This is a genomic window from Paracoccus laeviglucosivorans, assembly GCF_900182695.1.
In the GTDB taxonomy this organism is placed as follows: Bacteria; Pseudomonadota; Alphaproteobacteria; order Rhodobacterales; family Rhodobacteraceae; genus Paracoccus; species Paracoccus laeviglucosivorans.
This window is the reverse complement of sequence record NZ_FXTK01000005.1, coordinates 72130-97625: the sequence shown is the minus strand read 5'-3', so window position 1 is coordinate 97625 and position 25496 is coordinate 72130. Positions and strand designations below refer to the sequence as shown.

Genomic DNA, 25496 nt, shown 5'->3' with positions numbered 1-25496 from the left:
TCAGTCCTCGGGGCCGACCATCTGTTCGGGGCGGACCACGCGGTCGAAGGTCTCGCCATCGACCAGACCCAGCGCGATGGCTTCCTCGCGCAGCGTGGTGCCGTTCTTATGCGCAGTCTTGGCCACCTTGGTCGCGTTGTCGTAACCGATGGTCGGGGCCAGTGCAGTCACCAGCATCAGCGATTCCTTCATCAGCTTGTCGATGCGCGGGATATTCGCCTGCGTGCCGACGACCATATTGTCGGTGAACGAACCCGCCGCGTCGCCCAGAAGCTGCATCGATTGCAGCACGTTATAGGACATCATGGGGTTATAGACGTTCAGCTCGAAATGGCCCTGCGAACCGGCGAAACCAATCGCCGCGTCATTGCCCATGACATGGGCGCAAACCATGGTCAGCGCCTCGGCCTGCGTCGGGTTCACCTTGCCCGGCATGATGGACGAGCCCGGCTCGTTCTCCGGCAGGATCAACTCACCCAGACCCGAACGCGGACCGGACCCCAGCAGGCGCATGTCGTTGGCGATTTTGAACAGCGAACCGGCAACGGTTTTCAGCGCGCCCGAGAAAAACACCATCGCGTCATGTGCAGCCAGCGCCTCGAACTTGTTCGGCGCGGTCACGAAAGGCAGCCCGGTGATCTTGGCGATCTCGGCCGCAATCGCGGTGTCCCAGCCCTTCTTGGTGTTCAGGCCGGTGCCGACAGCCGTGCCGCCCTGCGCCAGCTCATAGATGTCGCCCAAGGCCAGCTTGACCCGCTCGATCCCCTTGGCGACCTGATGGGCATAGCCGCCGAATTCCTGACCCAATGTCAGCGGCGTCGCATCCTGCGTATGGGTGCGACCGATCTTGATGATGTCCTTGAATTCCTCGGATTTTGCGACCAGCGCCTTGTGCAGCTTTTCCAGACCGGGGATCAGCAGGTCGCGGGCGTGCATCGCGATTGCGACATGCATCGCGGTCGGGAAAGTGTCGTTCGACGACTGGCCCATGTTCACATGGTCATTCGGGTGGACGGGTTTCTTGGACCCCATCTCGCCGCCCAGAATCTGGATCGCGCGGTTCGAAATGACCTCGTTCGCGTTCATGTTCGACTGGGTGCCGGAACCGGTCTGCCACACGACCAGCGGGAAGTTGTCGTCGAACTTGCCCGCAGCGACTTCCTGCGCGGCCTGCACCATCGCATTGCCCAAAGCGGCGTCCAGATTGCCGGTCGCCATGTTCACCTGGGCCGCAGCCTGCTTGATGATGCCAAGCGCGCGGATCACCGGAACGGGCTGACGTTCCCAGCCAATCGGGAAGTTCATGATGGAACGCTGCGTCTGCGCGCCCCAGAACTTGTCGGACGGAACTTCAAGCGGACCGAAGCTGTCGGTCTCGGTGCGGGTATTGGTCATGGTCTCATCCCTCACGGTTTCGCGGGGGTTTTAGCCCCCGCCCGCCCGATTGGCAAATAGTATGCGAAAGTATGCCGTTAGCGCCTAAGCTTGCTGACGAAACACATAGACCCGTGCGGGCGGCAGATTGGCCCAGATCCGCTGGCTTTTCGTATGGGTCAGCCCGAACTGCTTGCGCACGGCTTCCGACAGCGGCGCGACGGGACCATAGGTGATCTGCACGAAAGGCGCGCCCGGCTTCATCATCTGCAAGGCAGCGCCGACGATGGCGGCTTGCAATTCGTCTGGCATCGGCAATGTCGGCACACCCGAGATCACGGCGTCCAGATTCTTGCGCCCGACATTGACCATTTCCTGCGCGGGCAGGTTGTGAACCGAAGTGCCCGGAAAGCGGTCGCGCAGCCGTTGGCAAAAGGCCGCGTTCAGTTCGTAAAGCTCCAGCCGCTCGGGCGGCAGGCCGGTGTTCAGGATCGCCTCGGTGATCGTGCCCGTGCCGGAACCGATCTCGGCAACCGCCTGCATATCGGGCGTCACCAGTCGCGCCATTTCGCGCGCGGTGGCGCGGCCCGTGGGCGCAATGGCGCGGATTTCAGAGGGACGGCGCAGAAACTGGCCAAAAAACAGCGACAGATCGGACAAGGCGGCCTCCAGCAATTATGCCTTTGGCCGGGTGTATTGCGCCGGGATGACAGCGGTATGACGGGCTATTTGCGCCACTTGTCCAGACTGACGACTTCGGCACCGCCCTTGGGCGTATCGTCGCCGCCCTCGTCGGTGTCGGTTTCATCCTCGTCTTCGTCCTCATCCAACTCGTCGTCATCGTCGGGCTGGTTTTCAAAGCGCAGGCCGAATTCCACCGAAGGATCGACGAATGTGCGCACCGCATCGAAGGGGACATAAAGCGGCTCGGGCGAGTTTCCGAAATTCAGCGTGATCGCGAAGCCGTCGGGCCGCACGTCCAGATTGTCGAACCAATGCTGGATCACGATGGTCATCTCCTCGGGATAACGCTCGCGCAGCCAGTCGGCCATTTCGACATCCGAATCGCGGGTATCGAAGGTGATGAAGAAATGATGTTCGCCGGGCAGACCTTCACGAGCCACGGCCTCAAGGACATCAGCGATCAGCCGCTGCATGGCCCGATGCATCATCCCGCCGTAATCTATTCCTCGCGCCATGGGCGTCTCCCCTTCTTCTTGTCGGTCAGCATAGGCAATTGCGCCCCGATGAAAAGCCCCTGCAAAACGTGCGGCGCAAGCCATGAACGCACCGCGCAAGGCATTTCTCGGTTCTACAAATACCCATTTCGGCAGACGCAAAATGCGCCTTTGCCGAAATCGGTAAACTGCCGCTTTCAAGGAAAAGGATGATGGCGCGGTTGACGGGGCTCGAACCCGCGACCCCCGGCGTGACAGGCCGGTACTCTAACCAACTGAGCTACAACCGCGCATCGTCTGGCGATTTCTGAAGATGATGGCGCGGTTGACGGGGCTCGAACCCGCGACCCCCGGCGTGACAGGCCGGTACTCTAACCAACTGAGCTACAACCGCGCAGAACATCTTCACCGGATCACCGTCCGGAGTGGGCGGTGTTTACGCACGGGGGCAGACCCCGTCAAGTGCTTCATCGCAGGAATTTCACTCGAATGCGAAAAAGAAAAAGGGCGCCCCGCAGGACGCCCCTGATCGCGGGTTGGCAAGCTTACTTGCGCACGGTCTTTTCGTCGAAGTCCGGCAGGGCTTCCAGCTCGGCCTTGGTATAGTTCGTGGCAAAGAACGTGTCGGTGCCCACAGACACCATGTGGATGGCATCGACGCCCAGCAGCACCTTCTTGGCCCCGATACCAAGGAAGCCGCCAATATCGGCGATATAGCCGACGACCTGACCCGAATCGTCCAGCACGATGTCATTGACCTTGGCGATGTCCTGCCATTCGGCGGGGCGCTCCTCCAGTTCTTCGGGCTGACTCCATTCCTGGGTCGAGGGCTGGTTGGTCGTCCAGATCCGGCGCGAGGTGATCCACGTGCCCAAAAGCCCCGGATCGGCTTCGGAAATTGCGGGCGGGTTCACGTCGGGCGGCGTTACCGGCGGGGCCGCGGCCTCGCCTGCCGGGGCGGCGGCGCTGTCGGGTGCGTCGGCTGCGGCATCTGCTGCCGAATCTGCCGCGTCAGATGCTGCGTCTTCGGCATTGTCTGCAGCGGCTGCGGCGTCGCCGGCCTGATCGCCCATTCCTTGGGCCGCGTTGGCCGCATCGTCGGCGGCGGTTGCTGCGGCATCGGCGGCCTGATCGGCGGCATTCGCAGCCTCGTCCGCGGCCTGTTCGGCAGCGGCCCCCGCCTCGTCTGCGGCTTTTTCAGCGGCGGCCTCGGCATTGTCGGCAGCGGTTTCGGCGGTTGCTGCCGCACCCTCGGCCTGATCCGCCGGGGCGGCGGTTGCGGGCGGGGTCGCAGGGGCAGTCGTCTGGGCGACGGCAGGAAGAGCCAGAGCCAGCGTCGTGGCGGCGATGACAAAGGGTTTCATGTCTCGGTCCTTTGATTGGGCTGGAACGGCATTTGCCGTCTTATGCAGCACAAACGCCCCGACGCCCGCATCGTTCCCCGAGAAAATATCCGGGTGTTCACAAAAATGTCGCCACACCAATGAATTGCGTGATCGCGACTAAAGTCTGGGATGGCTGATCCGACCACCGCAGACCGACCCCGGCGCACCCGTCGTCCCCGGCCCCGAGGTGGGCAGCCCGCGCATGACCCGCACGGCCAGCCAGCCGAATGCCTGCGCCTCAAGCATGTCGCCGTCCAGCCCCGCCTCCTCGACCAAAGCCACGCGGCAAGGCAATCGCGCCGTCAGCGCCGCCATCATCGCGCCGTTCAGGCGACCGCCGCCGCAGACCAGCACCAGTTCGGGCACCGGCAGCAGTGCAAGCCCGGCAGCCACCGCCGCCGCCGCCGCATGGGTCAACGTCGCCGCCGCGTCCGCATCGCTCAGGCCCGACACGCGCGGCAACAGATCAAAGGCGTCCCGGTCCAGCGATTTCGGCACGGCCCGCGCAAAATGCGGATGCGTCAGGAAATCCGCGATGACGCCTTCGTCCGGCACGCCCTGCGCCGCCATAGCGCCGCCTTCGTCCCGTGCAACCCCGCGGCGGCTGCGCATCAGATCGTTCAACGGCGCATTGGCCGGGCCGGTATCAAACGCGATGCAGGCCCCCGGCGCTTCGGGCGCACTGGCGGTCGGGTCCACCCAAGTCAGGTTCCCCACGCCCCCAAGGTTCAGAAACGCGACCGGCGCGCGGGGCAGCAACCCCTGCCCCATCGCCCATTCCGCACAGGCCCAGTGAAAGAATGGCGCAAGGGGTGCGCCCTCTCCGCCCTGACGCACATCCTCGGTGCGGAAATCCCAGACGACCGGGCGGCCCAGCTTGCGGGCCAGCGACGCGCCGTCGCCCGCCTGATGCGTGCCCCGCCCCTGCGGATCATGCGCCAGGGTCTGGCCGTGATAGCCGACCAGCTCGGCCTCGGGGAAGGTCTCGGCCAATGCAGCATGGGTCGCGACCGACAGATCGCCCGCCTCGGCCACGTCCGGGTCACCGGGCCATTGCCCAAGTGCGGCATGCAGCATCGCGGATTCATTGCCCGAATAGGCGCGATACGCGCTGCGACCGAACCCGCCGATGCGCGTGCCATCCGTATCTATCAGTGCCGCGTCCACCCCGTCCAAAGACGTGCCCGACATCATCCCCAGTGCACGGATCATTCGCCTGTTCCCCTTTTTTGCCGCGACAGGTATATCCGCTGCCATTCGAAAGGAAACGCTCATGACCTACCGTGCCAAATCCGACTTCCTTCATGTGATGATCGAACGTGGCTATCTGGCGGATTGCACCGACCTGCAATCGCTGGACGATGCGCTGATCCAAGGTCCGGTCACGGCATATATCGGTTATGACGCCACCGCCGCATCGCTGCATGTCGGCCACCTTCTGAACATCATGATGCTGCGCTGGTTCCAAAAGACCGGCAACCGCCCGCTGACGCTGATGGGCGGCGGCACGACCAAGGTGGGCGATCCCAGCTTCCGGTCCGAGGAACGCCCCCTGCTGACGCCCGATGCGATCCAATCCAATATCGACGGCATGGGTCAGGTCTTTGCCCGTTACCTTGATTACGGCGACGGCAAGGCGCTGATGCTGAACAATGCCGAATGGCTGGACAACCTGAACTATCTGGAATTCCTGCGCGACATCGGGCGGCATTTCAGCGTGAACCGGATGCTGTCCTTTGAATCGGTCAAGTCCCGGCTGGACCGAGAGCAGTCGTTGAGCTTTCTTGAGTTCAACTACATGATCCTGCAAGCCTATGACTTCCTTGAGCTTTACCGCCGTTACGATTGCCGCCTGCAGATGGGTGGCAGCGACCAGTGGGGCAATATCATCAACGGCATCGACCTGACGCGCCGCGTGCTGGATGGGGAAATCTTCGGGCTGACCTCGCCTTTGCTGACGACCTCGGACGGGCGCAAGATGGGCAAATCGGCGGGCGGCGCGGTCTGGCTGAATGGCGCGATGCTGTCGCCTTACGAATTCTGGCAGTTCTGGCGCAATACGACCGACGCCGATGTGGGCCGCTTCCTGAAGCTTTATACCGAACTGCCGGTCGATGAATGCGACCGCCTTGGCGCGCTGTCGGGATCGGAAATCAACGCGGCCAAGGTTATTCTGGCCAACGAAGTCACCACCCTGCTGCACGGCGCCGAGGCTGCGGCATCGGCCGAGGCCACCGCACGCGAGGTTTTCGAACAGGGCGGCGCGGGCGGTGATCTGGAGATTGCGACCATCGGCGCGGATGCGCTGGGTGCGGGGCTGTCGGTGGTGCAACTGCTGGTCCAGACCGGCATCGCGCCTTCGGGCAAGGAAGCCAAGCGCCTGATCGCCGAGGGCGGCCTGCGGCTGAACAACGAAGCCATCGCCGACCCGCAGCTGGTCGTCGATGCGGGGCTGATCGGGGACGGGCTCAAGGTCTCGGTCGGCAAGAAAAAGCACCGTATGGTGCAGGTGGGATAAGCAAAGGGCCGGGGCGAAAGCTCCGGCCTTTGTCATTGCGAAAAGGCAAGCAGATGAGCGACGATTTCCACGATGCGGCCTGCCATTGCGGCACGGTGCGGTTTCGGGTCCGACTGGCTGATGGGTTCAACACCGCGCGGCGCTGCGACTGTTCATTCTGCCGGATGCGCGGCGCGGTCGCGGTGACGGCGCGGCTGGATGATCTGCATTTCATCGCGGGTCAGGAAAACCTGACGCTTTACCAGTTCAACACCGGCACGGCGAAACATTGGTTCTGCAAGACCTGCGGCATCTATACGCATCACCAGCGCCGCTCTGACCCCAGCCAATATGGCATCAACGTGGCGTGCATCGCCGGGGCCAGCCCGTTCGACTTCGCCGAGGTCGTGGTGACGGACGGCATCAACCACCCCTCTGACGGGCCGTCGGGCATCGCGGGCATTCTGCGCTTTCAGCGGCCCTGACGCAAAGCCGCCGCCATCACCCGGTCCAGCGACTGCAGGAACTGCGCCCGGTCGGCCTTGCCGAAGGCGGCCCCCCTGCCCTGCGCGAACGGGTCCGCCGCGCGGATGTCCTGCATCAGGTCGCGGGTCGCCAGACGCCCGCCGATATTGGCGATGGTCAGCACCTCGCCATTGGGCTGCACCACCGCTGCCCCGGCTTTCAGGCAGCGGTCGGCCAAGGGAATATCGGTCGTCACCACCACATCGCCCGGCCCGCACTGGGCGGCGATCCACTTGTCCGCCTCGTCCGGGCCATCGGGCACGATCATCAGCGACACCAGCGGATTGGCGGACGGGCGGATGCCGCCATTGCAGACCAGCACCATCGGCACGCGCAAGCGGGTGGCCACGCGCTCGGCCTCGGCTTTCACCGGGCAGGCATCGGCGTCGATGTAAAGCGTGGTCATGCCGCTGCGAATTCCGCCATCAGCGGGCCATAGCTTTCGGGCGGCGGGAAGCCTTCAAAGCTGTGGCGCGCGGGCACGGTTGCCCATGCCAGCTTTTCGGCGGTGAATGTCTCGATGAAGGGCTGAAACCACTGCGCATCGTCCAGCATCGTCGCGCGCAGGTTCACGAAATCATCCATGCCCGCGATGCGCGTAAAGACCCAGCTTAGGCAATGCGGACAGAACATGTGCTGCTGTACCGGGTCGCGCAGACCGCCCTGCACCGGCTCGCCCTGCAAGACGCGAAACCCCGGCGAGGGGATCATCGCCGTCAACGAAAAGGCGCTGCCCGTCATGCGCTGGCAGCCCTTGCAATGGCACGCGGCGGTCATGATCGGGCCGGCGTCGATGCGGATGCGCAGCGCGCCACAGCGGCAGCCGCCTTCGGCGGGCAGGACAGGTTGGGGCATTGATTGGCTTTCTTTTGGCCTGATGAATGAAAGGCCGGGACCGGCCCGGCCTTTCATCTTATTCCTGAACGGTGACTTTCAGCATGTAATCGGGCTCGGATACCGAACCATTCGCTGCCGCGTCGCCTTTCTTGATGGCGTTCAGCACGTCCCAGCCATCGACCAACTGGCCGACGACAGTGTATTGCCCATCAAGGAACTCAGCCGGGGCCAGATCGATAAAGAACTGGCTGTTGGCCGAATTCGGGCTTTGCGAACGCGCCATGCCCACGGTGCCGCGCTGGAAGCTGACATCGTTGAATTCGGCATCCAGATCCGGCATGGACGAACCGCCCATGCCTGCGCGTGCGGTATCGGCGCCTTGCTTGCCGAATTCCACGTCGCCCGTCTGGGCCATGAAGCCGTCGATCACGCGGTGAAACACCACGCCATCGTAATTGCCCGCCTTGGCCAGCGTCACCAGACGCTCGACATGCTTGGGGGCCTTGTCGGCATAAAGGTCCAGAACGATCTGCCCCTTGGACGCGCCCGAGGCGTCCGCGACCTCGATCACAAGGTTCGGGCCGGGACCATCGGTGACGCCCGGCAGCCCTTCGGCATGGGCGGCGCCCGCCATCAGCAGGGTCGCGATCAGCGCCTTATGCAACATCGGCGGCCACCTTGACCGAGATCATGCGGTCGGGATTCGCCGGCGGCTCGCCACGGGCGATCTTGTCCACGGCTTCCATCCCCGAAATGACGCGGCCATAGACGGTGTATTGGCCGTTCAGGAAATGGTTGTCCTTGAAGTTGATGAAGAACTGGCTGTTGGCCGAATTCGGGTTCATCGAACGCGCAGCGCCCAGCGTGCCACGGTCATGCGGCAGCCGCGAGAATTCGGCAGGCAGGTCCGGCAGATCGGAACCGCCCGTGCCCGCACGGCCGGGATTGTAGTTGTTTTCCATATTGGCATGTTCCACGTCGCCGGTCTGGGCCATGAAACCCTCGATCACGCGGTGAAATGCCACGTTGTCGTATTTCCCGGCGCGGGCCAGTTCCTTCATGCGCTCGACATGCTTGGGTGCAACATCGGGCAGAAGCTCGATCACCACCGGGCCGTCCTTCAGCTCGACGATGACGGTGTTCTCGGGATCTTTGATCTCGGCCATGGGGGTCTCCTTCTACTGGCTCGGGGAAAGGCATAAGCATTTCATCCCGACCATACAACGCCAGCATTGCCGGGCGGTTCGCCGCCACGGCAGGTTGACGAGAATGTCATGATGCGGGACAACCCGCTGGGCCGTTTGGGGCTGATGAGGAAAGGGACGAACCATGCCGGATTTCAACACGATCGACGACCTCGACCTTGACGGGAAGGTTGTCCTGACCCGCGTGGACCTGAACGTCCCGGTCGAAAACGGTCAGGTGACCGACGCGACCCGGATCGAAAAGATCGTGCCGACCGTCAAGGACATTCAGGCCAAGGGCGGCATCCCCGTCCTGCTGGCGCATTTCGACCGCCCCAAAGGCAAGCGCGTTGACGCCATGAGCCTGCGTATCGTCGTCCCCGCGCTGGAAGCCGCACTGGGCCAGCCCGTGCAGTTTTCGGACGAAGCCATCGGCGGCCCTGCCAAGCGCGCCGTGGCCGATCTGAAAAAGGGCGATGTGCTGCTGCTGGAAAACACCCGCTTCTATCCGGGCGAGGAAGAAAACGACAAAACCTTTGCCGCCTCGCTGGCCGCGCTGGGTCAGGCTTACGTCAATGACGCTTTCTCTGCCGCGCACCGCGCCCATGCCTCGACCGAGGGTCTGGCGCAGCTTTTGCCCGCCGCCGCCGGTCGCCTGATGGAGGCCGAGCTCAAGGCGCTGGACGCGGCCCTTGGTGCGCCGCAGCGCCCGGTCGTCGCGGTCGTCGGTGGTGCCAAGGTTTCGACCAAGCTGGACCTGCTGGGCAACCTGATTTCCAAGGTCGATCATCTGGTGATCGGCGGCGGCATGGCCAACACCTTCCTGGTCGCACAGGGGATCGAGGTCGGCAAATCGCTGGCCGAACGCGACATGGCCGACACCGCGCGCGAGATTCTGGACAAGGCCGAGGGTGCTGGCTGCACGATCCACCTGCCCGTCGATGTCGTCGTGGCACGTGAATTCAAGGCAGGCGCCGAGAATGAGACCGTAGCCGCCGACGCCTGCCCCGCCGATGCGATGATCCTTGATGCCGGGCCGCAGACCGTTGTGAAAATCCGCGAGGTGTTCGAAGCCTCGCGCACCCTGATCTGGAACGGCCCGCTGGGTGCGTTCGAAATCGCCCCCTTCGACACCGCAACCAATGCCGCCGCACAGGAAGCCGCACGGCTGACGCGCGAAGAAAAGCTGATCTCGGTCGCGGGTGGCGGCGATACCGTCGCTGCGCTGAACAAGGCGGGCGTGTCGGGTGATTTCACCTTCATCTCGACCGCGGGCGGTGCATTCCTTGAATGGATGGAGGGCAAGGAACTGCCCGGCGTCGCGGCGCTTGAGAAACGCTAAAAGAAAGGGGCCGAAAGGTCCCTTTTTCAATTCGCCGCTGCGGGTGGACTTGCGGGTGTGCTGCTGTCCGGCGTCGCCTGACCGGTGGTGCCTGCGGGCGGGTTCGCGTCGGGTGCTGCCTGCCCATCGACCGGGGCAGCAGGGGATTCGGTCTGGGTGATGTCCCCCTCCTCCTCGGGGGAGGAGCCGACCCACCAGAACCATGCAAGGGCCGCGACCAGCAAAGCCACGATGATCGCGATGATAGGCGCAGGATGACGCTTGGCGGCGCGTTCGGGATCGGTATTGTAGGACATGGCAATCCTCCTTTGTCCGAACAACGCCGGCCTGTGGCGAATGTTCCGGCAAGGCTTTGCCGCATGGATGGGCGGGCCTTTACCAATTTGACAGGATTTCTGCTTACCAACTGAAAAGACAACATACCGTTAGCGCAACCTAGATTGCTCCTGACGTTGATTTTGCTAAGTCACTGCCGAACTGGTTTGGAGTTTCACATGAAGATGACCGATACCGTCCGCAAGATCCTCGCGAATTATGAGGGTGAAACCCCAGGCGTGAAAGCGCAGCTTGCGCGCATGCTGATGACCGGCAAGCTGGCCGGCACGGGCAAGATGATCATTCTGCCCGTCGATCAGGGCTTTGAGCATGGTCCGGCGCGCACCTTTGCACCGAACCCGGCGGGCTACGACCCCCATTATCACTATCAGCTGGCGATCGACGCGGGCCTGAACGCCTATGCCGCACCGCTGGGCATGATCGAAGCGGGCGCGGATACCTTTGCAGGCCAGATCCCGACGATCCTCAAGGTGAACTCGGCCAACTCGCTGATGTCGAACACGGCTGGCAAGAACCAGGCGATCACCGCATCGGTCGATGACGCGCTGCGTCTGGGCTGCGCCGCCATCGGCTTCACGATCTATCCGGGTTCGGACATGGCGCTGGACATGTTCGAAGAGATCGTCGAGATGCGCAAGGAAGCCGCCGCCAAAGGCGTGGCGACCGTCATCTGGTCCTATCCCCGCGGCGAGGCGATCACCAAGGACGGTGAAACCGCGATCGACGTGGCGGCCTATGCGGCGCAGATCGCAGCCCTGATCGGCGCGCATATCATCAAGATCAAGCTGTCGACCGACCACCTGATGCTGCCGGAAGCGAAAAAGGTCTACGAAGACAAGAAGATCGACATCGCGACCCAAGCCAAGCGCGTGGAACACTGCATGCAGTCGTCCTTCAACGGTCGCCGCATCGTCGTTTTCTCGGGCGGCGCGGCCAAGGGTGCCGATGCGGTCTATGACGACGCCCGCGCGATCCGCGACGGCGGCGGCAACGGCTCGATCATCGGGCGCAACAGCTTCCAGCGTTCGCGCGAAGAGGCGCTGGAAATGCTGCAAAAGCTGGTCGATATCTATCTGGCCAAAGCCTGATCCATCGGGCGCGGGGGCTCTGCCCCCCGCCTTTGCCACCCCTTGGCGGGGTGACAAAGGCGTCCCCCGAGGTATTTTCAGAACTAAGAAGCTGGGCGTCTTTCGGGGCGCCCTTTTCCTTTCCCGCCGGAAGCCCTAGTTTCTGGCGGACAAGACAAAGGATGGGTGCATGTCGTTTTTCACCAAGCTGCGCGATCGGCTGACGCGGTCCTCTTCGAAGATCGGGGCGGGCTTGGATGACATCGTTGCCGAAGGCACGACGGATGCGCAGCCGGAAGCCGCTTCTGTGCCCCAGCCGATGCAGCCGCCCGTTCAACCGATCCCCACGCCGGTTCAGCAGCCCGCCGCTCCGCCCACCGAGCGTCCGGGCATGATCGGTCGCCTGTTCGGGCGCAGCACCGCAGACGAACCGCGCCGCGAACTTGACGACGCGATGCTGGAAGAGCTTGAGGACATGCTGGTGCAGGCCGATATGGGCGTCGAAACTGCGCTGCGCGTCACCGCCAATATCGCCGAAGGCCGCCTTGGCCGCCGCGTGTCGTCAACCGAACTCAAGGAATTGCTGGCCACCGAAATCGCGCGGATCATGACCCCCGTTGCAAAGCCCCTGCCGCTTTACCCCAAGCGCCCGCAGGTGGTGCTGGTCGTGGGCGTCAACGGCTCGGGTAAGACCACCACCATCGGCAAGCTGGCCAGCCAGTTCAAGGCGGCGGGCAAGAATGTCGTCGTGGCGGCGGGCGACACGTTCCGCGCCGCGGCTGTCGAACAGCTGCAGGTCTGGGGCCAGCGCGCCGGTGTGCCGGTAATGACCGCGCCCGAAGGCTCGGACCCCGCCAGCCTTGCCTTTGACGCCATGACACGGGCCGAGGCCGAGGGCGCGGATCTGCTGATGATCGACACGGCGGGCCGTTTGCAGAACCGTCAGGATCTGATGGAGGAGCTGGCCAAGATCGTCCGGGTCATCCGCAAGAAAGACCCTTCCGCGCCGCATAACACGCTGCTGGTGCTGGACGCGACCACCGGCCAGAACGCGCTGAGCCAGGTCGAGACGTTCCAGAAGCTTGCGGATGTGTCGGGGCTGGTGATGACCAAGCTGGATGGCACGGCACGCGGCGGCGTGCTGGTGGCCCTGGCCGACCGCTTTGGTCTGCCGATCCATGCCATCGGCGTCGGCGAACAGATCGACGATCTTGACGCGTTCGACGCGCGGGACTTTGCCCGCGCGCTGGTCGGTCTTCCCGACTGATCAGTTGGTTGCCCCCGATCAGTTGGTTGCAGGGGCTGCCGTCTCGGCTTCCTCTTCGTCCACAGGGGTAAAGGCTGCGGTCATCTCGGCCTTTTTGCTGTGTTTGTCATAGATGCAGATCGAACGATCCGCGCCGCCGCCTTCATAGGTGGTGGTGACGATGGCCGCGCCATAGGTTTCGGAACCGAAAGGGTTCACCTCGATCGTCGTTTCGCCCGCTTCGGGAGCAAGGGCCGTGCAGGCCGTTTCGACATCGGTCTGGAACTGTGCCCAGGCATCATCCGAGGATGCAAGGACGGGGCTGGCCGACAGAAGCAGGACAAGAATGGGAAGGCGCATTGGTCTCTCCTAAGATGTGGCAGATAACGCATGGCGGGCTGCCATGGATCCGTCACGAAATCGTAAGTCCAAGCTGCTGCGCGAAAGCCCCTACCTCGGCATCGTCGCCTGCCGCGATGGACCGCAGAAGCGTGGCCTGACTGCACAGGATCGGCGTGTCTCCGATGATCTTCAGATGGTTCGCCCGCAGCGTTTCGCCCGAGGATGTGATGTCGGCAATCGCCTCGGCAGTCAGGTTGGCCACCGTGCCTTCGGTCGCGCCCTGGCTGTCTACAAGCTGGTAGTCGGCGATTTCCTGATCCGACAGATAGGCGCGGACCAGACGGTGATATTTCGTGGCGATCCGCAGGCGAAAGCCGTGTTCGGCGCGAAAATCGCGGGCGATCGTGGCGAAATCGTCAAGGTTATCGCAATCGCTCCAGCAGGTCGGCACGGCAAGGATCAGATCGGCGTGACCGAACCCCATGGGCGCCAGTTCCTGCACATGGCTGCGCCAGCCCGCCAGTTTTTCGCGGATCAGGTCGGTGCCGGTCACGCCCAGATGGATGCGGCCCGCTTGCAATTCGCGCGGGATCTCGCCCGCCGACAAAAGCACCAGCGCGACATTTTCCGCGCCCTCGACCCGGCCCGCATATTCGCGTTCCGACCCGGCGCGCGAAAGGCGCACACCGCGCGCCGCGAACCAGTCGAAGGTCTGTTCCATCAGCCGCCCCTTGGACGGCACGCCAAGGCGGATCATGCCGCATTCCCCAAGTTCAGGCCCCCCAGTTCATGGACAAGACCGGGCCGGATGATGCCGCCGACTGCGGGGATCGAGCGGCCCTGCGCCTGCCCCAGCACCGCCGCCAGCGCGTCATAGCGCCCGCCCGTTGCGACCGGCGGCCAATCGGCCCGGCCCGGCGCGGTAAAGCTGAAGGTCATGCCGTCGTAATATTCCATCGTGTGCCGCCCGTGGCTGGCGTCGAAATGGATCGCCGCGACGTCGATGCCGCGCGACGTCAGCGCGGCAAGGTTACGCTCCAGCCGGTCCACGGCATCGGTAATGTCGGGGATTTCCTGCGCCAGATCGCGAAGCTGCCGCAGCGCCTCGGGGGCCGGGGCGCTGACGGCAAACAGCCGCGACAGCCGGTCGGCCCAGATCGGGGCCAGTGGGGCCTCATGCGCATCAGCTTGCAATCGGGCGATGCGGGCCTGCATTTCAGCCGGGCTGCGCAACCCGGTCCAATTGGCGGGTTCGGCAAACGCGCGCGGCGGGGCCGAGGTCGAGAAACGCTCCAGCAATCGCGCGAACCGCTTGGGTCGCCAGATGTGGTGCAAAAGCGCGGCGCGGCGCGCACCCGACAGCGGCAGCGCACGGACGGCATCCATCAGCAGATCCATGTCGCCCATGCTGGCTTGCAGGTGCAACGGCGCAAGCAGGCCGTGGAACAGCGCGAAAACCTCGGCATCGGCATCGGCGTCGCGGGCGAAAAGTTCGAACCCCGCCTGCAGATATTCGTTGTCGCGCGGATGTTCGGGCGGCGTTTCGCCATGGTCCTGTTTGCGGAAAACCTCGCCCAGATAGCAATAGCGGGCGGGTTCCGCGCCGTTTTCCATATGCATCTGCACGACGGGAACGGTAAAGTCCGGGCGCAGCATCATCTCGCCCCGGATCGGGTCCTGCGTGACATAGGCACGTGCGCGGATGTCTTCGCCATAAAGGTCCAGCAGGGTTTCGGCGGGCAGCAGCAGATCGGGCGCGACCTCGGCGGCCCCCGCCGCGCGGAAGGCCATCAGGATCTGTTGGCCGATGGCCTGTTTTTCGCGCTTGGTCATCCCAGAATGCGCCGGACTTCGGCGACAAGGCCGTCGCGGGCGATCTCGGTCTGGGCGGGCTGGGCCTTCCATTCCTCGTGACTGGCCTCGGCCGCGATCTTGGCGCCAAGGATCAGGTCTTTTACCTGCACGACGCCCCGCGCCGCTTCATCCGCGCCCTGGATGATGGCGACGGGGGACTGGCGTTTATCGGCGTATTTCAACTGGTTGCCGAAATTCTTGGGATTGCCCAGATAGACCTCGGCGCGGATACCAGCGGCGCGCAGTTCGGCAGCCATGGCCTGATACTCACCCATGCGGTCGCGGTCCATCACGGTCACGACGACCGGCCCGTGTTCTTGGCCGCCCATCAGGCCCTTGGCGCGCAGCGCGGCCAGCAGGCGGTCGACGCCGATGGAGACGCCCGTTGCAGGCACTTTCTGGCCGGTGAAGCGTTCCACCAGACCGTCATAGCGACCGCCGCCCGCCACGCTGCCGAATTGGCGCTTGCGGCCCTTTTCGTCAAGGATTTCAAAGGTCAGTTCGGCTTCGAAGACCGGGCCGGTGTAATAGCCAAGGCCGCGCACGATCGAGGGGTCGATGACCGCGCAATCTTCGCCGACGCCCATCGCAGTCAGCATGTCGGCGATCTGGGCCAGTTCATCGACACCCTCGGCACCGATTTCGGACGCACCGACGGCGGCGCGCAGGTTCGCCAAGGTCGCTGCGTTGTCCGCGCCCTTCGAGGTCAGGAAGGCGATCACCGGATCGGCCTGTTCGGGCGCAAGGCCCACGCCCGCAATTTCCGCGCCGCTGTCATCCTTGCGCCCGGTGGTCAGAAGCTGGCGCACGCCTGCCTCGCCCACTTTGTCGAACTTGTCGATGGTGCGCAGCACGTCGTCCGAGACCGGCCCTTCGGTCACGCCCATCGCCTCAAGAATGCCGTTCAGAACCTTGCGGTTGTTGATGCGGATCAGGTAATCGCCGCGCTGGATGCCTGCATGTTCCAAGGCTGCCGACAGCATCGCGCAGATTTCCGCATCCGCCGCGACCGAGGCGCTGCCCACCGTATCGGCGTCGCATTGATAGAATTGGCGGAACCGCCCCGGACCCGGCTTTTCGTTGCGCCAGACCGGACCCATCGCATAGCGACGGTAAGGGCTGGGCAGATCGTTGCGGAACTGGGCCGCCACGCGCGCCAAAGGCGCAGTCAGGTCATAGCGCAAGGCCAGCCAGTCGCCCGCGCCGCCGCCCCCCTGACCAATACCGGGCACCTCGGCCTCTTGCCACGCAAAGACGCCTGCGTTCGGGCGATCCACGTCGGGCAGGAACTTGCCAAGCGCCTCGACCGTTTCGACGGCACTGGTTTCCAGCGGGTCGAAGCCGTGGCGATGATAGATCTCGGCGATACGGTCGAGCATCTGCTTGCGCTCGGTCACGTCCGCGCCGAAATAGTCGCGGAACCCCTTGGGCGTATCCGCCTTGGGTCGGGGCTGTTTCTTTTCTTTCGCCATGGTTTGCCTCGGGCTTTTCCATGCGGGGGTCTAACGGATGGAGGATTGATGGACAAGCATGAGCAAGCCCTGAGGCTGGAAGAGGCCGTGGCCCACCTGACCCGCGTGGTCGATGACCTGTCCGCCATCGTGGCGCGGCAGGAAAGCGAGATCGCGCGGCTGGGTCGCCGCGTCGGGTTGTTGATGGAGCGTGAGGCCGAGCGCGAGGCGGAAGGGGGCACGATTCCCCTAGCCGATCAGCGTCCGCCGCATTGGTGATGGAAGTGAGGGGCGCTGCCCCTCGCCGCCTGATGGCGGCTCACCCCGAGGTATTTGGGGAACCGAGAAACGCTTAGCGGTTCGCCGGACCAAGGCGCGGGCCAAGCGGGGTCGCCGGTTGCGGCGGCGCGGTCAGCGGCGGTTCGCTGACGCGGGCCTGCGGCTGCTGTTTGGGCATGGCGCGCATGGGCTGGCTGAACGGCGCGCGGACGGGCTCGGGCAGATCCGGTGCGGTATCTTGGGGTTCGGGTTCCGAGGCCATCGGAGCGGCGACAGGCGGCGGGGCCGGGGTTGGTGTGGGCTGATGCGTGATATGGGCCGGTTCCTGCGGCTCATAGGCCAGTTCATCGACGCCGAGCGCGCGGCGGAACACCAGCAGATTGTGATAAACCGTGGTGCGGCTGGTCAGGCCAGAGCGTTCCTCGGCGGGCAGCACCTCGGCCCGGACATATTCCCAGCCGCTTTGCGCCATATCGTTCAGGGTCGCGGTGAGGGTTGCAGCAAAGCGTTCGCCGCCCGACTTGGCGCCGCGGCCCTTCTCGGCCCGGACGGGGGCGGGAATGACGGAATATTCATAGGCGGGCATGGCGTCGCTCCTGTTGTTCCATTGCTGGGATAGGCCGCAAATCGCTGTCTGACCAGAGGAAAGGTGGTCAAGTTTCAGCGCGTGCCGGAAAGCGCGATCCGGCCACCCAGCCAAAGCCCCGCAAGGTTCAGAAGCATCAGCGCCGCGCCGGGTGCCAGCAGACGGCCCAAAGCCGGGTTGCCCGCAAAGCCGTAGACGATCAGATCGGCATTGCCCAAGGCACGGCCTGCCGCGGTCAGCCCGACCCCAACCGCAAGCAGGATCAGCGTCAGCCGGATCGCCAGCGCCATGCGCGATGGCCCGTCCAGCGCCCGATCGCCGACGCCCACCGCAGCCACCCCGATCAGGACCGCCGCGACCAAGGGCAGCGCCCACAGGATCAGCGGGATCGGCAGGACATGGAGCATCGAATTGGCCGTGCCGAACACGCCCAGAAAGAACATGAAACAGACCAGATGCAGGCCGGTCAGACCCCAGCCGCCGCGCAGGATGCCGATGGACCGGGGCATCACTGCCCCAGCTTTTTCGCCACGAGTTCGTTGACCGCTGCCGGGTTCGCCTTGCCCCCGGTGGCTTTCAGCACCTGCCCCACGAACCAGCCCGCCAGTTTCGGGTTGGCCTTGGCCTTTTCGACCTGACCGGGATTGGCTGCGATGATTTCATCGACCGCCGCCTCGATCGCGCCAAGGTCGGTGACCTGCTTCATGCCGCGCGCGTCCACGATCTGGGCGGGGTCGCCGCCTTCGGTCCAGACGATCTCGAACAGGTCTTTCGCGATCTTGCCCGAGATGTCGCCCGAGGCGATCAGGTCGATCACGCCGCCAAGCTGGGCTGCCGACACGGGCGAGGTTTCGACCGTCAGGCCCTCTTTGTTCAGGCGGCCGAACAGCTCGTTGATGACCCAGTTCGCGGCCATCTTGCCGTCACGCCCCTGCGCCACGGCTTCGAAATAGTCGGCATTCTCGACTTCGGCGGTCAGCACGCCTGCGTCATATTCCGACAAGCCCATGGCTTTGACGAAGCGTGCCTTTTTCTCGTCCGGCAATTCGGGCAGGTCGGCTGCGATGCCGTCGATCCATGCCTGTTCGATTTCCAGAGGCAGCAGGTCGGGATCGGGGAAATAACGGTAATCATGCGCTTCTTCCTTGGAGCGCATCGACCGCGTTTCGCCCTTGTCGGGATCGTAAAGCCGGGTTTCCTGCACGACCTTGCCGCCATCTTCGATGATGGCGATCTGGCGGCGGGCCTCGACCTCAATGGCTTGCTGGATAAAGCGCAGCGAATTCATGTTCTTGATTTCGCAGCGCGTGCCCAGATGGCTGAAATCCTGCGTTTCCTGATAACGCTCATACGCGCCGGGTGCGCAGACCGAGACGTTGACATCGGCGCGCAGGTTGCCGTTCTGCATATTGCCGTCGCAGGTGCCCAGATAACGCATGATCTGGCGGAGTTTCGCGACATAGGCCGCCGCTTCCTCGGGGCCGCGGATGTCGGGACGGCTGACGATCTCCATCAGGGCGACGCCGGTGCGGTTCAGGTCCACAAAGGACATGTTCGGGTCCATGTCGTGGATCGACTTGCCCGCGTCCTGTTCCAGATGGATGCGTTCGATGCGCACGCGGCGGGCGACACCCGGGGCCATGTCCACGATCACCTCGCCCTCGCCCACGATGGGGTGATAAAGCTGGCTGATCTGATAGCCCTGCGGCAGGTCGGGATAGAAATAATTCTTGCGGTCAAAGGCCGAGCGCAGATTGATCCCGGCCTTGATGCCAAGCCCGGTGCGCACGGCTTGAGCCACGCAGAATTCGTTGATGACGGGCAGCATACCGGGCATGGCGGCATCAACGAAAGCCACATGGCTGTTGGGTTCGGCACCGAAGCCCGTGGATGCACCCGAGAACAGCTTGGCGTTCGAGGCGACCTGCGCATGAACTTCCAGCCCGATGACCAGCTCCCAATCCTGCTTGGCACCCTGAATGACTTTGGGTTCCGGGGCGGTATAGGTCAGATGGTCAAGCATGGGCATTTCCCTTGAAAACTTGCCCAGCCTTCTAGGCGCTTGAGCCGCGCCAAGCAAGACCGCCTAGTTCCGTCTGCCGCCGGGTCGGCCCTGACGGACCAGACCATGTTCGGGTTCTTCGTCATCGGCAATGATCGGACCGGCGCTTGGGCCGTCGGAAAAACGGTCCATCAGCGCGTTTTCAAGCTGGCGGTTCAGTTCGCGCGAAAGCTGGACATATTCGGCATTCTCCTCAAGCGGGACACCGGGTTTCCAGACTTCGGCCAATTGGCGCAGGCTGGCGCGGTCCATGCGATAGAACACCGTTTCAAGCTCGGATGCCTCGTATTCCGACATGCCCAGATGCTCCAGCACATAGCGGCCCGCGCGCAGCGAGCTGTCGAATGTTTCGCGCACGATGTGGTCGGCCTTGGCGGCATAAAGCTGATACACGCTGACCCGATCACGGGCGCGGGCGATCACGATGATGTCGGGGCGCTTTTCCTTGGCATAGCGGATCAGGCGCAGATTCGCCTCGGTATCGTCCAGCGCGGCAACGATGATGCGCGCCTTGTCCAGACCCGCCGCCGTCAGGATCTCGGGGCGGGTCGGATCACCGAAATAACCCTTGAAGCCGAAGCGTCGCATCAGCTGGATGATCTTCAGATCGTGGTCCAGAACAGTCGTCTGGAAACCGGACATGGTGACCAGACGGTTCACCACCTGCCCGAAGCGGCCCACGCCTGCGATGATGATGGGCTGTTGTTCGGCAATCTCGTCCGGGGGCAGGTCGGCGCGTTCTTCGGCGATGCGGCGGCTGATGAAATCGGACAGGATGAAAAGCAGCGGCGTTGCCAGCATGGACAGCGCGATGACCAGCAGAAAACCCTGCGCCAGGTCCCGTGGCAGGATAGCCAGAGACACGGCGTAGGAGATCAGCACGAAGCCGAATTCCCCCGCCTGCGCCAAGGACAGCGTGAACAGCGTGCGGTCCCTGCCGTGCAATCCGGTGACACGGGTGATGATGTAAAGCACCAGCGCCTTGATCGCGATGACGACAAAGGTGACGCTGAGCACGATCACGGGCATGTCGAAGAGCATCTTGAAGTTCATCCCCGCGCCGACGGTGATGAAGAACACGCCCAGCAGCAGGCCCTTGAAGGGCGCGATCTGGCCTTCAAGCTCGTGCCGGAATTCAGACCCGGCCAGCATCACGCCCGCCAGGAACGTGCCAAGTGCGGGGGAAAGCCCCACCACCTCCATCAGGGATGCGATGCCCACGACGATCAGCAGCGCAAGCGCTGTGTCCAGTTCATTCAGCCGCGCCGAATAGACATAGCGGAAAGCCGGACGGATCAGATATTGCCCGATGCCGATGACGGCGCCCACCGCGCCCAGCGTCACCAGCGTGGCGGCCCAGCCGGGCAGCGTGTGCATGAAGGCCGCGCCGCCATGTTCGCCCTCGGCCCCGGCGACGACGCTGGTGGCCAGAAGCGGCATCAGCGCGATCATCGGGATCACCGCGATGTCTTGCGTCAGCAGCACCGCGAATGCGCTGCGCCCACCTGCGGTCTGCATCAGCGATTTTTCCGAAAGCGTCTGCAGCACGATGGCCGTCGAGGATAGCGACAGAATCATCCCCAGCGTCAGCGCCACCTGCCATGTCTGGTTCAGCGCCATCGCCACCAGCGCCAGCAGCGCGACCGTGCCAAGAATCTGCATCCCGGCCAGCCCGATCAGCTTTTTGCGCATCTGCCACAGCGCGCGCGGCTCTAGCTCCAGCCCGATCAGGAACAACATCATCACCACGCCGAATTCGGCAAAGTGCTGCAGATCGGCCATTTCGCCTTCGCTGCCTGCGAAACCAAGCACCGGGCCGATCACGATCCCCGAGATCAGGTAGCCCAGCACCGACCCAAGCCCCAGCCGTGCCGAAAGCGGCACCGCGATGACCATGGTCATCAGATAGACCGTGGCAATCAGCAGGAAGGATTCCATTTACCTGCCGTCCAGCATCCTGAGTTCACGCTGCTGACCAGATTTAACATAGGTCAGCTTTCCATCACCGATGGAATTGATCGTGCCGCCGTCGATCCTGTCGCCCAGACGAACCGTGACGATCTTGCCGTTGCGCAGCCGGATCAGCGCGCGGCTGGCGTCGCCCGCACCGATGATGCCGATGATCGTGGTGCGGCTGGTGTTCATTGCCCGCGATTGCGTCGCGGATTTCGCGACATTGGCGGCGGTCGTCCCGCCACGCAGGGTATTGGCCGCAATCTCGGGCTCGTTGTCGATTTCCGGTGGTTTATAGTCCTGACGACGGGCGCGTGCGGTGCGCTCTTCGGCCTCGGCCTGTGCGCGGGCGCGGGCTTCGGCTTGGGCGCGGGCCTGCGCTTCGGCAGCGGCATCTGCCTGCGCGCGGGCGCGGATGCGCGCCTCGGCCTGCGATTGCAATTGTTCGTCCAGTGCACGACGAGCTGCGATCTCGGCCTCGCTTGGGCCCTGCGCTGCGGCGGCCGTGGCGGCAGCGGGGACTTCGGGACGCGCCTCGGGGGCGGTGGCGCTTTCGGGCGCGGGATCGGGCCGGTCGCTGGTCTGCGCAGTGGCGGGGGCTGCGTCCGAACGGCGCGGCGGCGGCGGGGACGACCGCAGGGCCGACAGCCGGACGCCACCGGGCGATGCCGGGGCGGCCTCGACGGCGGCGGCGACGGCGCTTTCGACCGCGCCCGCCGAAACGCCTGCACCACCGGATTGCGGGCGCAGGTTCGGACGGGCCGAGCCACGCAAAAGCCCGCCCGGATCGCGGGCGGGCGCTGCTGCCGTCTCAGGGCCGGGAGCTGGCCGGTCTGGCGGAGCGGCCGTCGCAGAGCGCAGCGCATTCTGCACCGCCGAGGGTGAGACGGCATCGCTGGCCGTGCCGCCCCGTGCGGGGCGCGGGACCGGCCTTGCATCGGCAAGCTGCACGGACGCCGCATCGCCATCGAACGCGGGATCGGCCGGCCCCAGCCGCGACAGATCACGCCGAAGCAGGTCAAGCAGCGCATGATCGTCGGGGGCCAGTCCGTCACCTTCCGGCTGGATCAGGTCAGGGGCCGACCCTTCGGGACGCTGCGGCGGACGGGCCGAACCGCGGGTCGTGGTCTGGGTCGCTGCCGGGGTTGCGGCGGCGCGGGGGGCTTCGCGCACGGCTTCCTGCACCGCCGCTTCGACCGCGACGGCGCGGTTGCGGGCAGGCGGTCGGGCGCTGCGCACGGGCTGCGACGAACGCTGGCTGGCCGTATAGGGCAGCGGGTTCTGCGGCAGGCGGGGCGCGGCATCCACGCGCGGCTCGGACGTCTGGGGCGTGCTGCGGCGCGGGGCCAGTTGCGGGCGGGCCGAGCTGGTCAGGCGTTGTGACTGCGGAGCACGCGGCGCGGTCGCGGCCGGGCGCGTCGCCACCGGGCGCTGCGCTGCGGTGCTGGCAGCGGCCGTTGCAACCGGTGCGGTTGCCGCACGGGGCGCGGGGCTGGCTGCGGGCGTTGCCGTGGCGGGACGCTGAACGACTGGGGCCGGTGCAGGCACAGCGGCAGCGATGGGTGCTGGCGCGGGTTCGGGCGCAGGTTCAGCCGTTACCGGCAGAACCGATTGTGCACGCGATCCCGGCGGCGGGACCACGGCTGCAGCAACTGCGGCGGCGGCCACGACGACGCGACGCGCTTCGGCCTCGGTCAGCGCCGAAATCGGCGGTGCGGGGGGCGCAAGGTTTTCGTCCGCAAATTCCTCGACCGGGTCAGGCAACGCGACGGGGTCCGCTTCGACCTGCGCGGGCGAAGTATCGGGCAAAGCGGCCTGCTCGGCGGGTTCGATCGGGGCAGTCTCGACGGGATCGGTGGCAAGCTCCGCCTCGGGGGCGGGCGCATCTTCGACGGGCGCAGCGGGCGTTTGCGCAGCAGGCGCGGGCTGATTTTCGCTGGCGGCTACGATCTGCGCCGACTGTCTGTCGGGGACGACAAACGCCCAGATCAGCACCAGTCCGACCACCAGCGCGGCCAGCATCCCGACCAGACCGGCCAGACCGCCGCGATAGCCTGCGGCCACGCGATGCGGCGGTGCTGCGGGGGCCGCGCCTGCGGAACGCGACTGCCGCGCCTCGGCTGCGCGTTCGTGGATGGCACGGGCGCGCGGGTTCATCTCGGGGCTGGGCGCCGCCCCCGCAACTGGCGGGTGACGCACGACGGGCGCAGCCTGCGTCCTGTCATCGGCCACCGGATCGGCAGAGAAGGCCGTTTCCGTGGCAGGTTCCTTGGCAGTGTCGGATGCCGTTTCGGGCAGCGCGGCATCCGCCGCCTGCTCGGCCTGTTCGGAAGGCAGTTCCAGATCCTCGGCCTTCACCTCGGCTGGGGTCACCGGATCGTCGGCCTTAGCTTCGGCGGGCGCGGGCGCAGGCTCAGGGGCCGGGTCGTCCTTGAACATCAGTTCCGCCGCCGTCACCCCGGCCAGCGCAGGATCGACCACGGGCCGCGCGCGCGCGGGAGGGTCCAGCACGAAGACGGGTTCGCCGGGAAACAGCTCCTCATTGGGGTCGGCGCAATAGGCATCGCCCTGAAAACCGTATTGCGCGGCGAAATCGCGCGCCTCGCGCAGGGTCTGGCGGGCGACCGCCGCCACGCGCACCGTGTCGCCATCGCCCTGCCAGTCAAAGGACAGCTCATCAATGGCATAGGGTGTCAGCCCGTCCAGCGCCCGCCCGACCGCATGCTGGCGATCGACCGAGGGCGCGACGGTCAGCGTCGTGTAAAGGATCTGATCATCGGGAATGACCATCGTGACGGGCAGCGGATCATCGCCTTCCTCGCCCGTGGCCATGACGCGCAGACGGGCCAGCGCATCGCGAAACGACGGCTCGTCGAAATCGACGGATCCCAGATGCCGCCATGCCTGCTGACGCGCTTGCGTCCCCACCGCCGACGCCCGTTGGCGCTGTTGCAGATGGACCGCATCCCCGCTGAACGACAGGGCATATTCGGTAACGGAATCAAGCGACATCGGTAGGCACTGCCTTGCTGCTCCGGGCGCCGGGGCGCGACTTCTTTTATGGTTAGTTATGGACTACCGCAGAACGCGACCCGTGAAAAGCAAAACACCGCATTGTGACGGAGCCGTGGGTGGCTTTCCGGGTTATATCGGTTCAACCACAACAGGTTGCGGCACCAACCCCAAGCCGCAGGAACGAGAGAGAGATCACCATGTCCCGACTGAGACCCCTTGCCACGGTCGCCACGCTTGCCATGCTGGCAGCAGCGCCGGTGCTGGCCCAGGCTCCCGCACCGAACGAACCGCCGCCACCGGCCCATCAGGGACACAAGCCCATGCCGCATCACGCCAAGCTGACCGTCTCGGGTCAGGGTCAATCGACCGCGCAGCCCGACATGGCGACGATCAATGTCGGCGTCTCGACCGAGGCCACGACCGCAGCCGAAGCGATGTCGCAAAACGCCACGCGTCAACAGGCCGTCATCGACGCGTTGAAGGCCGACGGGGTCGAGGCGCGGGACATCCAGACCTCGGGGCTGAACCTGTCGCCCAAGATGGAATATGCCGATGGTCAGGCCCCGAAACTGGTGGGCTATACGGCGCAGAACAGCGTGACCGTGCGCATCCGCGATCTGGCCAATCTGGGCGCCGCGCTGGATAAGCTGGTCGCCACGGGCGCCAATGAAATCAGCGGCATCAGCTTTGGCCGCGACGACATGACCGAAGCGCAGGACACGGCCCGCGCCGAAGCCGTGACCGATGCACGCCGCCGCGCCGAACAGATGGCTAAGGCTGCCGGGATGCGTCTGGGCGCGCTGCGCGCCCTGTCGGACACCCCCATCGTCGAAGGTCCGCGCCCGATGATGGCGATGCGCGCCGAAGCCAAGGCCGATGCCACGCCCATCGAGGCGGGCGAGCTGGGGGTTTCCGCGCAGGTCACCGCCGTGTTCGACCTGCTGCCTGCCGAGGGCGCGACACCCGAAGGCCAGAACTGATCG

At 64.9% G+C, this 25496-nt stretch carries 26 protein-coding genes and 2 tRNA genes; 7 read left to right on the top strand and 21 right to left on the bottom strand.

Features of this window, described 5'->3' with window-relative positions; genetic code table 11:
• The 7 genes from fumC to FN835_RS07785 all read right to left on the bottom strand — a co-directional run bounded on the left by fumC (position 1) and on the right by FN835_RS07785 (position 5149).
• On the bottom strand, positions 1-1395 hold the full coding sequence (gene fumC, locus FN835_RS07815; protein ID WP_142662658.1) for a class II fumarate hydratase: 1395 nt from the start codon (positions 1393-1395) through the stop codon (positions 1-3).
• Between the two features lie 84 nt (positions 1396-1479).
• Positions 1480-2034 (bottom strand): class I SAM-dependent methyltransferase, encoded by a 555-nt coding sequence (locus FN835_RS07810; protein ID WP_142662657.1) that lies wholly within the window; start codon positions 2032-2034, stop codon positions 1480-1482.
• Positions 2035-2099: 65 nt separating this feature from the next.
• A complete protein-coding gene (locus FN835_RS07805) occupies positions 2100-2573 on the bottom strand; it encodes an SspB family protein (RefSeq protein WP_142662656.1) in 474 nt (157 codons plus the stop codon).
• Positions 2574-2765: 192 nt separating this feature from the next.
• A tRNA-Asp gene (locus FN835_RS07800) sits at positions 2766-2842 on the bottom strand.
• A 27-nt stretch (positions 2843-2869) separates the two neighbouring features.
• A tRNA-Asp gene (locus tag FN835_RS07795) sits at positions 2870-2946 on the bottom strand.
• Positions 2947-3097: 151 nt separating this feature from the next.
• On the bottom strand, positions 3098-3916 hold the full coding sequence (locus tag FN835_RS07790) for a PRC-barrel domain-containing protein (RefSeq protein WP_142662655.1): 819 nt from the start codon (positions 3914-3916) through the stop codon (positions 3098-3100).
• A gap of 138 nt (positions 3917-4054) precedes the next feature.
• A complete protein-coding gene (locus tag FN835_RS07785; RefSeq protein ID WP_142662654.1) occupies positions 4055-5149 on the bottom strand; it encodes an anhydro-N-acetylmuramic acid kinase in 1095 nt (364 codons plus the stop codon).
• Between the two features lie 61 nt (positions 5150-5210).
• Between FN835_RS07785 and tyrS the strand changes: the two genes are divergently transcribed.
• Together tyrS and FN835_RS07775 are read left to right on the top strand one after the other, a co-directional pair.
• Positions 5211-6455, top strand: a complete 1245-nt coding sequence (gene tyrS, locus FN835_RS07780; RefSeq protein ID WP_142662653.1) for a tyrosine--tRNA ligase — start codon at positions 5211-5213, stop codon at positions 6453-6455.
• A gap of 53 nt (positions 6456-6508) precedes the next feature.
• Positions 6509-6919 carry a GFA family protein gene (locus FN835_RS07775; RefSeq protein ID WP_142662652.1) on the top strand — a complete coding sequence of 137 codons (411 nt, stop codon included), beginning with the start codon at positions 6509-6511 and terminating at the stop codon, positions 6917-6919.
• Here the strand turns inward: FN835_RS07775 and FN835_RS07770 are convergent.
• From FN835_RS07770 to FN835_RS07755, 4 genes are read right to left on the bottom strand one after another with little or no spacing between them, the layout of a single operon-like run.
• Complete coding sequence (locus FN835_RS07770) at positions 6907-7365, bottom strand: YaiI/YqxD family protein (RefSeq protein WP_142662651.1); 459 nt, start codon at positions 7363-7365, stop codon at positions 6907-6909. The two genes, FN835_RS07775 and FN835_RS07770, sit on opposite strands and share 13 nt — an antisense overlap.
• A complete protein-coding gene (locus tag FN835_RS07765) occupies positions 7362-7814 on the bottom strand; it encodes a GFA family protein (protein ID WP_142662650.1) in 453 nt (150 codons plus the stop codon). The genes FN835_RS07770 and FN835_RS07765 overlap by 4 nt, the downstream gene beginning before the upstream one ends.
• A gap of 58 nt (positions 7815-7872) precedes the next feature.
• Positions 7873-8430, bottom strand: coding sequence for a peptidylprolyl isomerase (locus FN835_RS07760; protein ID WP_246098687.1), 558 nt, complete (start codon positions 8428-8430; stop codon positions 7873-7875).
• Between the two features lie 22 nt (positions 8431-8452).
• The gene (locus tag FN835_RS07755) at positions 8453-8962 is read right to left on the bottom strand and encodes a peptidylprolyl isomerase (protein ID WP_142662648.1); all 510 of its coding nucleotides are present in this window, start codon (positions 8960-8962) and stop codon (positions 8453-8455) included.
• Positions 8963-9125: 163 nt separating this feature from the next.
• Between FN835_RS07755 and FN835_RS07750 the strand changes: the two genes are divergently transcribed.
• Complete coding sequence (locus tag FN835_RS07750) at positions 9126-10322, top strand: phosphoglycerate kinase (RefSeq protein WP_142662647.1); 1197 nt, start codon at positions 9126-9128, stop codon at positions 10320-10322.
• Between the two features lie 26 nt (positions 10323-10348).
• Here FN835_RS07750 and FN835_RS07745 read toward each other — a convergent pair whose 3' ends face one another.
• The gene (locus FN835_RS07745) at positions 10349-10618 is read right to left on the bottom strand and encodes a hypothetical protein (RefSeq protein ID WP_142662646.1); all 270 of its coding nucleotides are present in this window, start codon (positions 10616-10618) and stop codon (positions 10349-10351) included.
• Between the two features lie 198 nt (positions 10619-10816).
• Between FN835_RS07745 and FN835_RS07740 the strand changes: the two genes are divergently transcribed.
• Complete coding sequence (locus FN835_RS07740) at positions 10817-11746, top strand: class I fructose-bisphosphate aldolase (protein ID WP_142662645.1); 930 nt, start codon at positions 10817-10819, stop codon at positions 11744-11746.
• Positions 11747-11915: 169 nt separating this feature from the next.
• A complete protein-coding gene (ftsY, locus tag FN835_RS07735) occupies positions 11916-12992 on the top strand; it encodes a signal recognition particle-docking protein FtsY (RefSeq protein WP_142662644.1) in 1077 nt (358 codons plus the stop codon).
• Between the two features lie 18 nt (positions 12993-13010).
• Here ftsY and FN835_RS07730 read toward each other — a convergent pair whose 3' ends face one another.
• The 4 genes from FN835_RS07730 to hisS are packed head-to-tail and all read right to left on the bottom strand — an operon-like array spanning position 13011 to position 16639.
• Positions 13011-13331, bottom strand: a complete 321-nt coding sequence (locus FN835_RS07730) for a hypothetical protein (protein WP_142662643.1) — start codon at positions 13329-13331, stop codon at positions 13011-13013.
• Between the two features lie 52 nt (positions 13332-13383).
• Complete coding sequence (hisG, locus tag FN835_RS07725; RefSeq protein WP_142662642.1) at positions 13384-14070, bottom strand: ATP phosphoribosyltransferase; 687 nt, start codon at positions 14068-14070, stop codon at positions 13384-13386.
• On the bottom strand, positions 14067-15146 hold the full coding sequence (locus tag FN835_RS07720) for an ATP phosphoribosyltransferase regulatory subunit (RefSeq protein WP_142662641.1): 1080 nt from the start codon (positions 15144-15146) through the stop codon (positions 14067-14069). Before FN835_RS07720 ends, hisG begins: the two co-directional genes overlap by 4 nt.
• Positions 15143-16639: a histidine--tRNA ligase gene (gene hisS / locus FN835_RS07715; RefSeq protein ID WP_142662640.1), complete on the bottom strand. Its 1497-nt coding sequence runs from the start codon at positions 16637-16639 to the stop codon at positions 15143-15145. The genes FN835_RS07720 and hisS overlap by 4 nt, the downstream gene beginning before the upstream one ends.
• A gap of 48 nt (positions 16640-16687) precedes the next feature.
• Here hisS and FN835_RS07710 point away from each other — a divergent pair, with 48 nt between their 5' ends.
• The gene (locus FN835_RS07710; RefSeq protein ID WP_142662639.1) at positions 16688-16897 is read left to right on the top strand and encodes a SlyX family protein; all 210 of its coding nucleotides are present in this window, start codon (positions 16688-16690) and stop codon (positions 16895-16897) included.
• Between the two features lie 73 nt (positions 16898-16970).
• On the opposite strand, the gene FN835_RS07705 is transcribed toward FN835_RS07710, so the two are convergent.
• The 5 genes from FN835_RS07705 to FN835_RS07685 all read right to left on the bottom strand — a co-directional run bounded on the left by FN835_RS07705 (position 16971) and on the right by FN835_RS07685 (position 24510).
• Positions 16971-17483, bottom strand: coding sequence for a DUF4177 domain-containing protein (locus FN835_RS07705; protein WP_142662638.1), 513 nt, complete (start codon positions 17481-17483; stop codon positions 16971-16973).
• 74 nt (positions 17484-17557) lie between these two features.
• Positions 17558-17992, bottom strand: coding sequence for a hypothetical protein (locus FN835_RS07700; RefSeq protein WP_142662637.1), 435 nt, complete (start codon positions 17990-17992; stop codon positions 17558-17560).
• The gene (gene gatB / locus FN835_RS07695) at positions 17992-19506 is read right to left on the bottom strand and encodes an Asp-tRNA(Asn)/Glu-tRNA(Gln) amidotransferase subunit GatB (protein ID WP_142662636.1); all 1515 of its coding nucleotides are present in this window, start codon (positions 19504-19506) and stop codon (positions 17992-17994) included. Before gatB ends, FN835_RS07700 begins: the two co-directional genes overlap by 1 nt.
• A 63-nt stretch (positions 19507-19569) precedes the next feature.
• The gene (locus FN835_RS07690) at positions 19570-21483 is read right to left on the bottom strand and encodes a cation:proton antiporter domain-containing protein (protein WP_142662635.1); all 1914 of its coding nucleotides are present in this window, start codon (positions 21481-21483) and stop codon (positions 19570-19572) included.
• A complete protein-coding gene (locus FN835_RS07685; RefSeq protein ID WP_142662634.1) occupies positions 21484-24510 on the bottom strand; it encodes a hypothetical protein in 3027 nt (1008 codons plus the stop codon).
• A gap of 200 nt (positions 24511-24710) precedes the next feature.
• Here FN835_RS07685 and FN835_RS07680 point away from each other — a divergent pair, with 200 nt between their 5' ends.
• Positions 24711-25493, top strand: coding sequence for an SIMPL domain-containing protein (locus tag FN835_RS07680; RefSeq protein WP_142662633.1), 783 nt, complete (start codon positions 24711-24713; stop codon positions 25491-25493).
• Positions 25494-25496 lie beyond the last annotated feature (3 nt).

Bases quoted from the DNA above. Each gene is read 5' to 3' on its own strand.
- FN835_RS07760 (WP_246098687.1), bottom strand. From the start codon at position 8,430: ATGGCGGGCGCCGCCCATGCCGAAGGGCTGCCGGGCGTCACCGATGGT.
- FN835_RS07730 (WP_142662643.1), bottom strand. From the start codon at position 13,331: ATGCGCCTTCCCATTCTTGTCCTGCTTCTGTCGGCCAGCCCCGTCCTT.
- FN835_RS07745 (WP_142662646.1), bottom strand. From the start codon at position 10,618: ATGTCCTACAATACCGATCCCGAACGCGCCGCCAAGCGTCATCCTGCG.
- hisG (WP_142662642.1), bottom strand. From the start codon at position 14,070: ATGATCCGCCTTGGCGTGCCGTCCAAGGGGCGGCTGATGGAACAGACC.
- FN835_RS07680 (WP_142662633.1), top strand. From the start codon at position 24,711: ATGTCCCGACTGAGACCCCTTGCCACGGTCGCCACGCTTGCCATGCTG.
- FN835_RS07685 (WP_142662634.1), bottom strand. From the start codon at position 24,510: ATGTCGCTTGATTCCGTTACCGAATATGCCCTGTCGTTCAGCGGGGAT.
- tyrS (WP_142662653.1), top strand. From the start codon at position 5,211: ATGACCTACCGTGCCAAATCCGACTTCCTTCATGTGATGATCGAACGT.
- gatB (WP_142662636.1), bottom strand. From the start codon at position 19,506: ATGCTTGACCATCTGACCTATACCGCCCCGGAACCCAAAGTCATTCAG.
- FN835_RS07705 (WP_142662638.1), bottom strand. From the start codon at position 17,483: ATGCCCGCCTATGAATATTCCGTCATTCCCGCCCCCGTCCGGGCCGAG.
- FN835_RS07805 (WP_142662656.1), bottom strand. From the start codon at position 2,573: ATGGCGCGAGGAATAGATTACGGCGGGATGATGCATCGGGCCATGCAG.
- FN835_RS07785 (WP_142662654.1), bottom strand. From the start codon at position 5,149: ATGATCCGTGCACTGGGGATGATGTCGGGCACGTCTTTGGACGGGGTG.
- FN835_RS07775 (WP_142662652.1), top strand. From the start codon at position 6,509: ATGAGCGACGATTTCCACGATGCGGCCTGCCATTGCGGCACGGTGCGG.
- ftsY (WP_142662644.1), top strand. From the start codon at position 11,916: ATGTCGTTTTTCACCAAGCTGCGCGATCGGCTGACGCGGTCCTCTTCG.
- FN835_RS07750 (WP_142662647.1), top strand. From the start codon at position 9,126: ATGCCGGATTTCAACACGATCGACGACCTCGACCTTGACGGGAAGGTT.
- FN835_RS07710 (WP_142662639.1), top strand. From the start codon at position 16,688: ATGGACAAGCATGAGCAAGCCCTGAGGCTGGAAGAGGCCGTGGCCCAC.
- FN835_RS07690 (WP_142662635.1), bottom strand. From the start codon at position 21,483: ATGGAATCCTTCCTGCTGATTGCCACGGTCTATCTGATGACCATGGTC.
- FN835_RS07765 (WP_142662650.1), bottom strand. From the start codon at position 7,814: ATGCCCCAACCTGTCCTGCCCGCCGAAGGCGGCTGCCGCTGTGGCGCG.
- FN835_RS07755 (WP_142662648.1), bottom strand. From the start codon at position 8,962: ATGGCCGAGATCAAAGATCCCGAGAACACCGTCATCGTCGAGCTGAAG.
- FN835_RS07740 (WP_142662645.1), top strand. From the start codon at position 10,817: ATGAAGATGACCGATACCGTCCGCAAGATCCTCGCGAATTATGAGGGT.
- fumC (WP_142662658.1), bottom strand. From the start codon at position 1,395: ATGACCAATACCCGCACCGAGACCGACAGCTTCGGTCCGCTTGAAGTT.
- FN835_RS07770 (WP_142662651.1), bottom strand. From the start codon at position 7,365: ATGACCACGCTTTACATCGACGCCGATGCCTGCCCGGTGAAAGCCGAG.
- FN835_RS07720 (WP_142662641.1), bottom strand. From the start codon at position 15,146: ATGACCAAGCGCGAAAAACAGGCCATCGGCCAACAGATCCTGATGGCC.
- FN835_RS07790 (WP_142662655.1), bottom strand. From the start codon at position 3,916: ATGAAACCCTTTGTCATCGCCGCCACGACGCTGGCTCTGGCTCTTCCT.
- FN835_RS07700 (WP_142662637.1), bottom strand. From the start codon at position 17,992: ATGCCCCGGTCCATCGGCATCCTGCGCGGCGGCTGGGGTCTGACCGGC.
- hisS (WP_142662640.1), bottom strand. From the start codon at position 16,639: ATGGCGAAAGAAAAGAAACAGCCCCGACCCAAGGCGGATACGCCCAAG.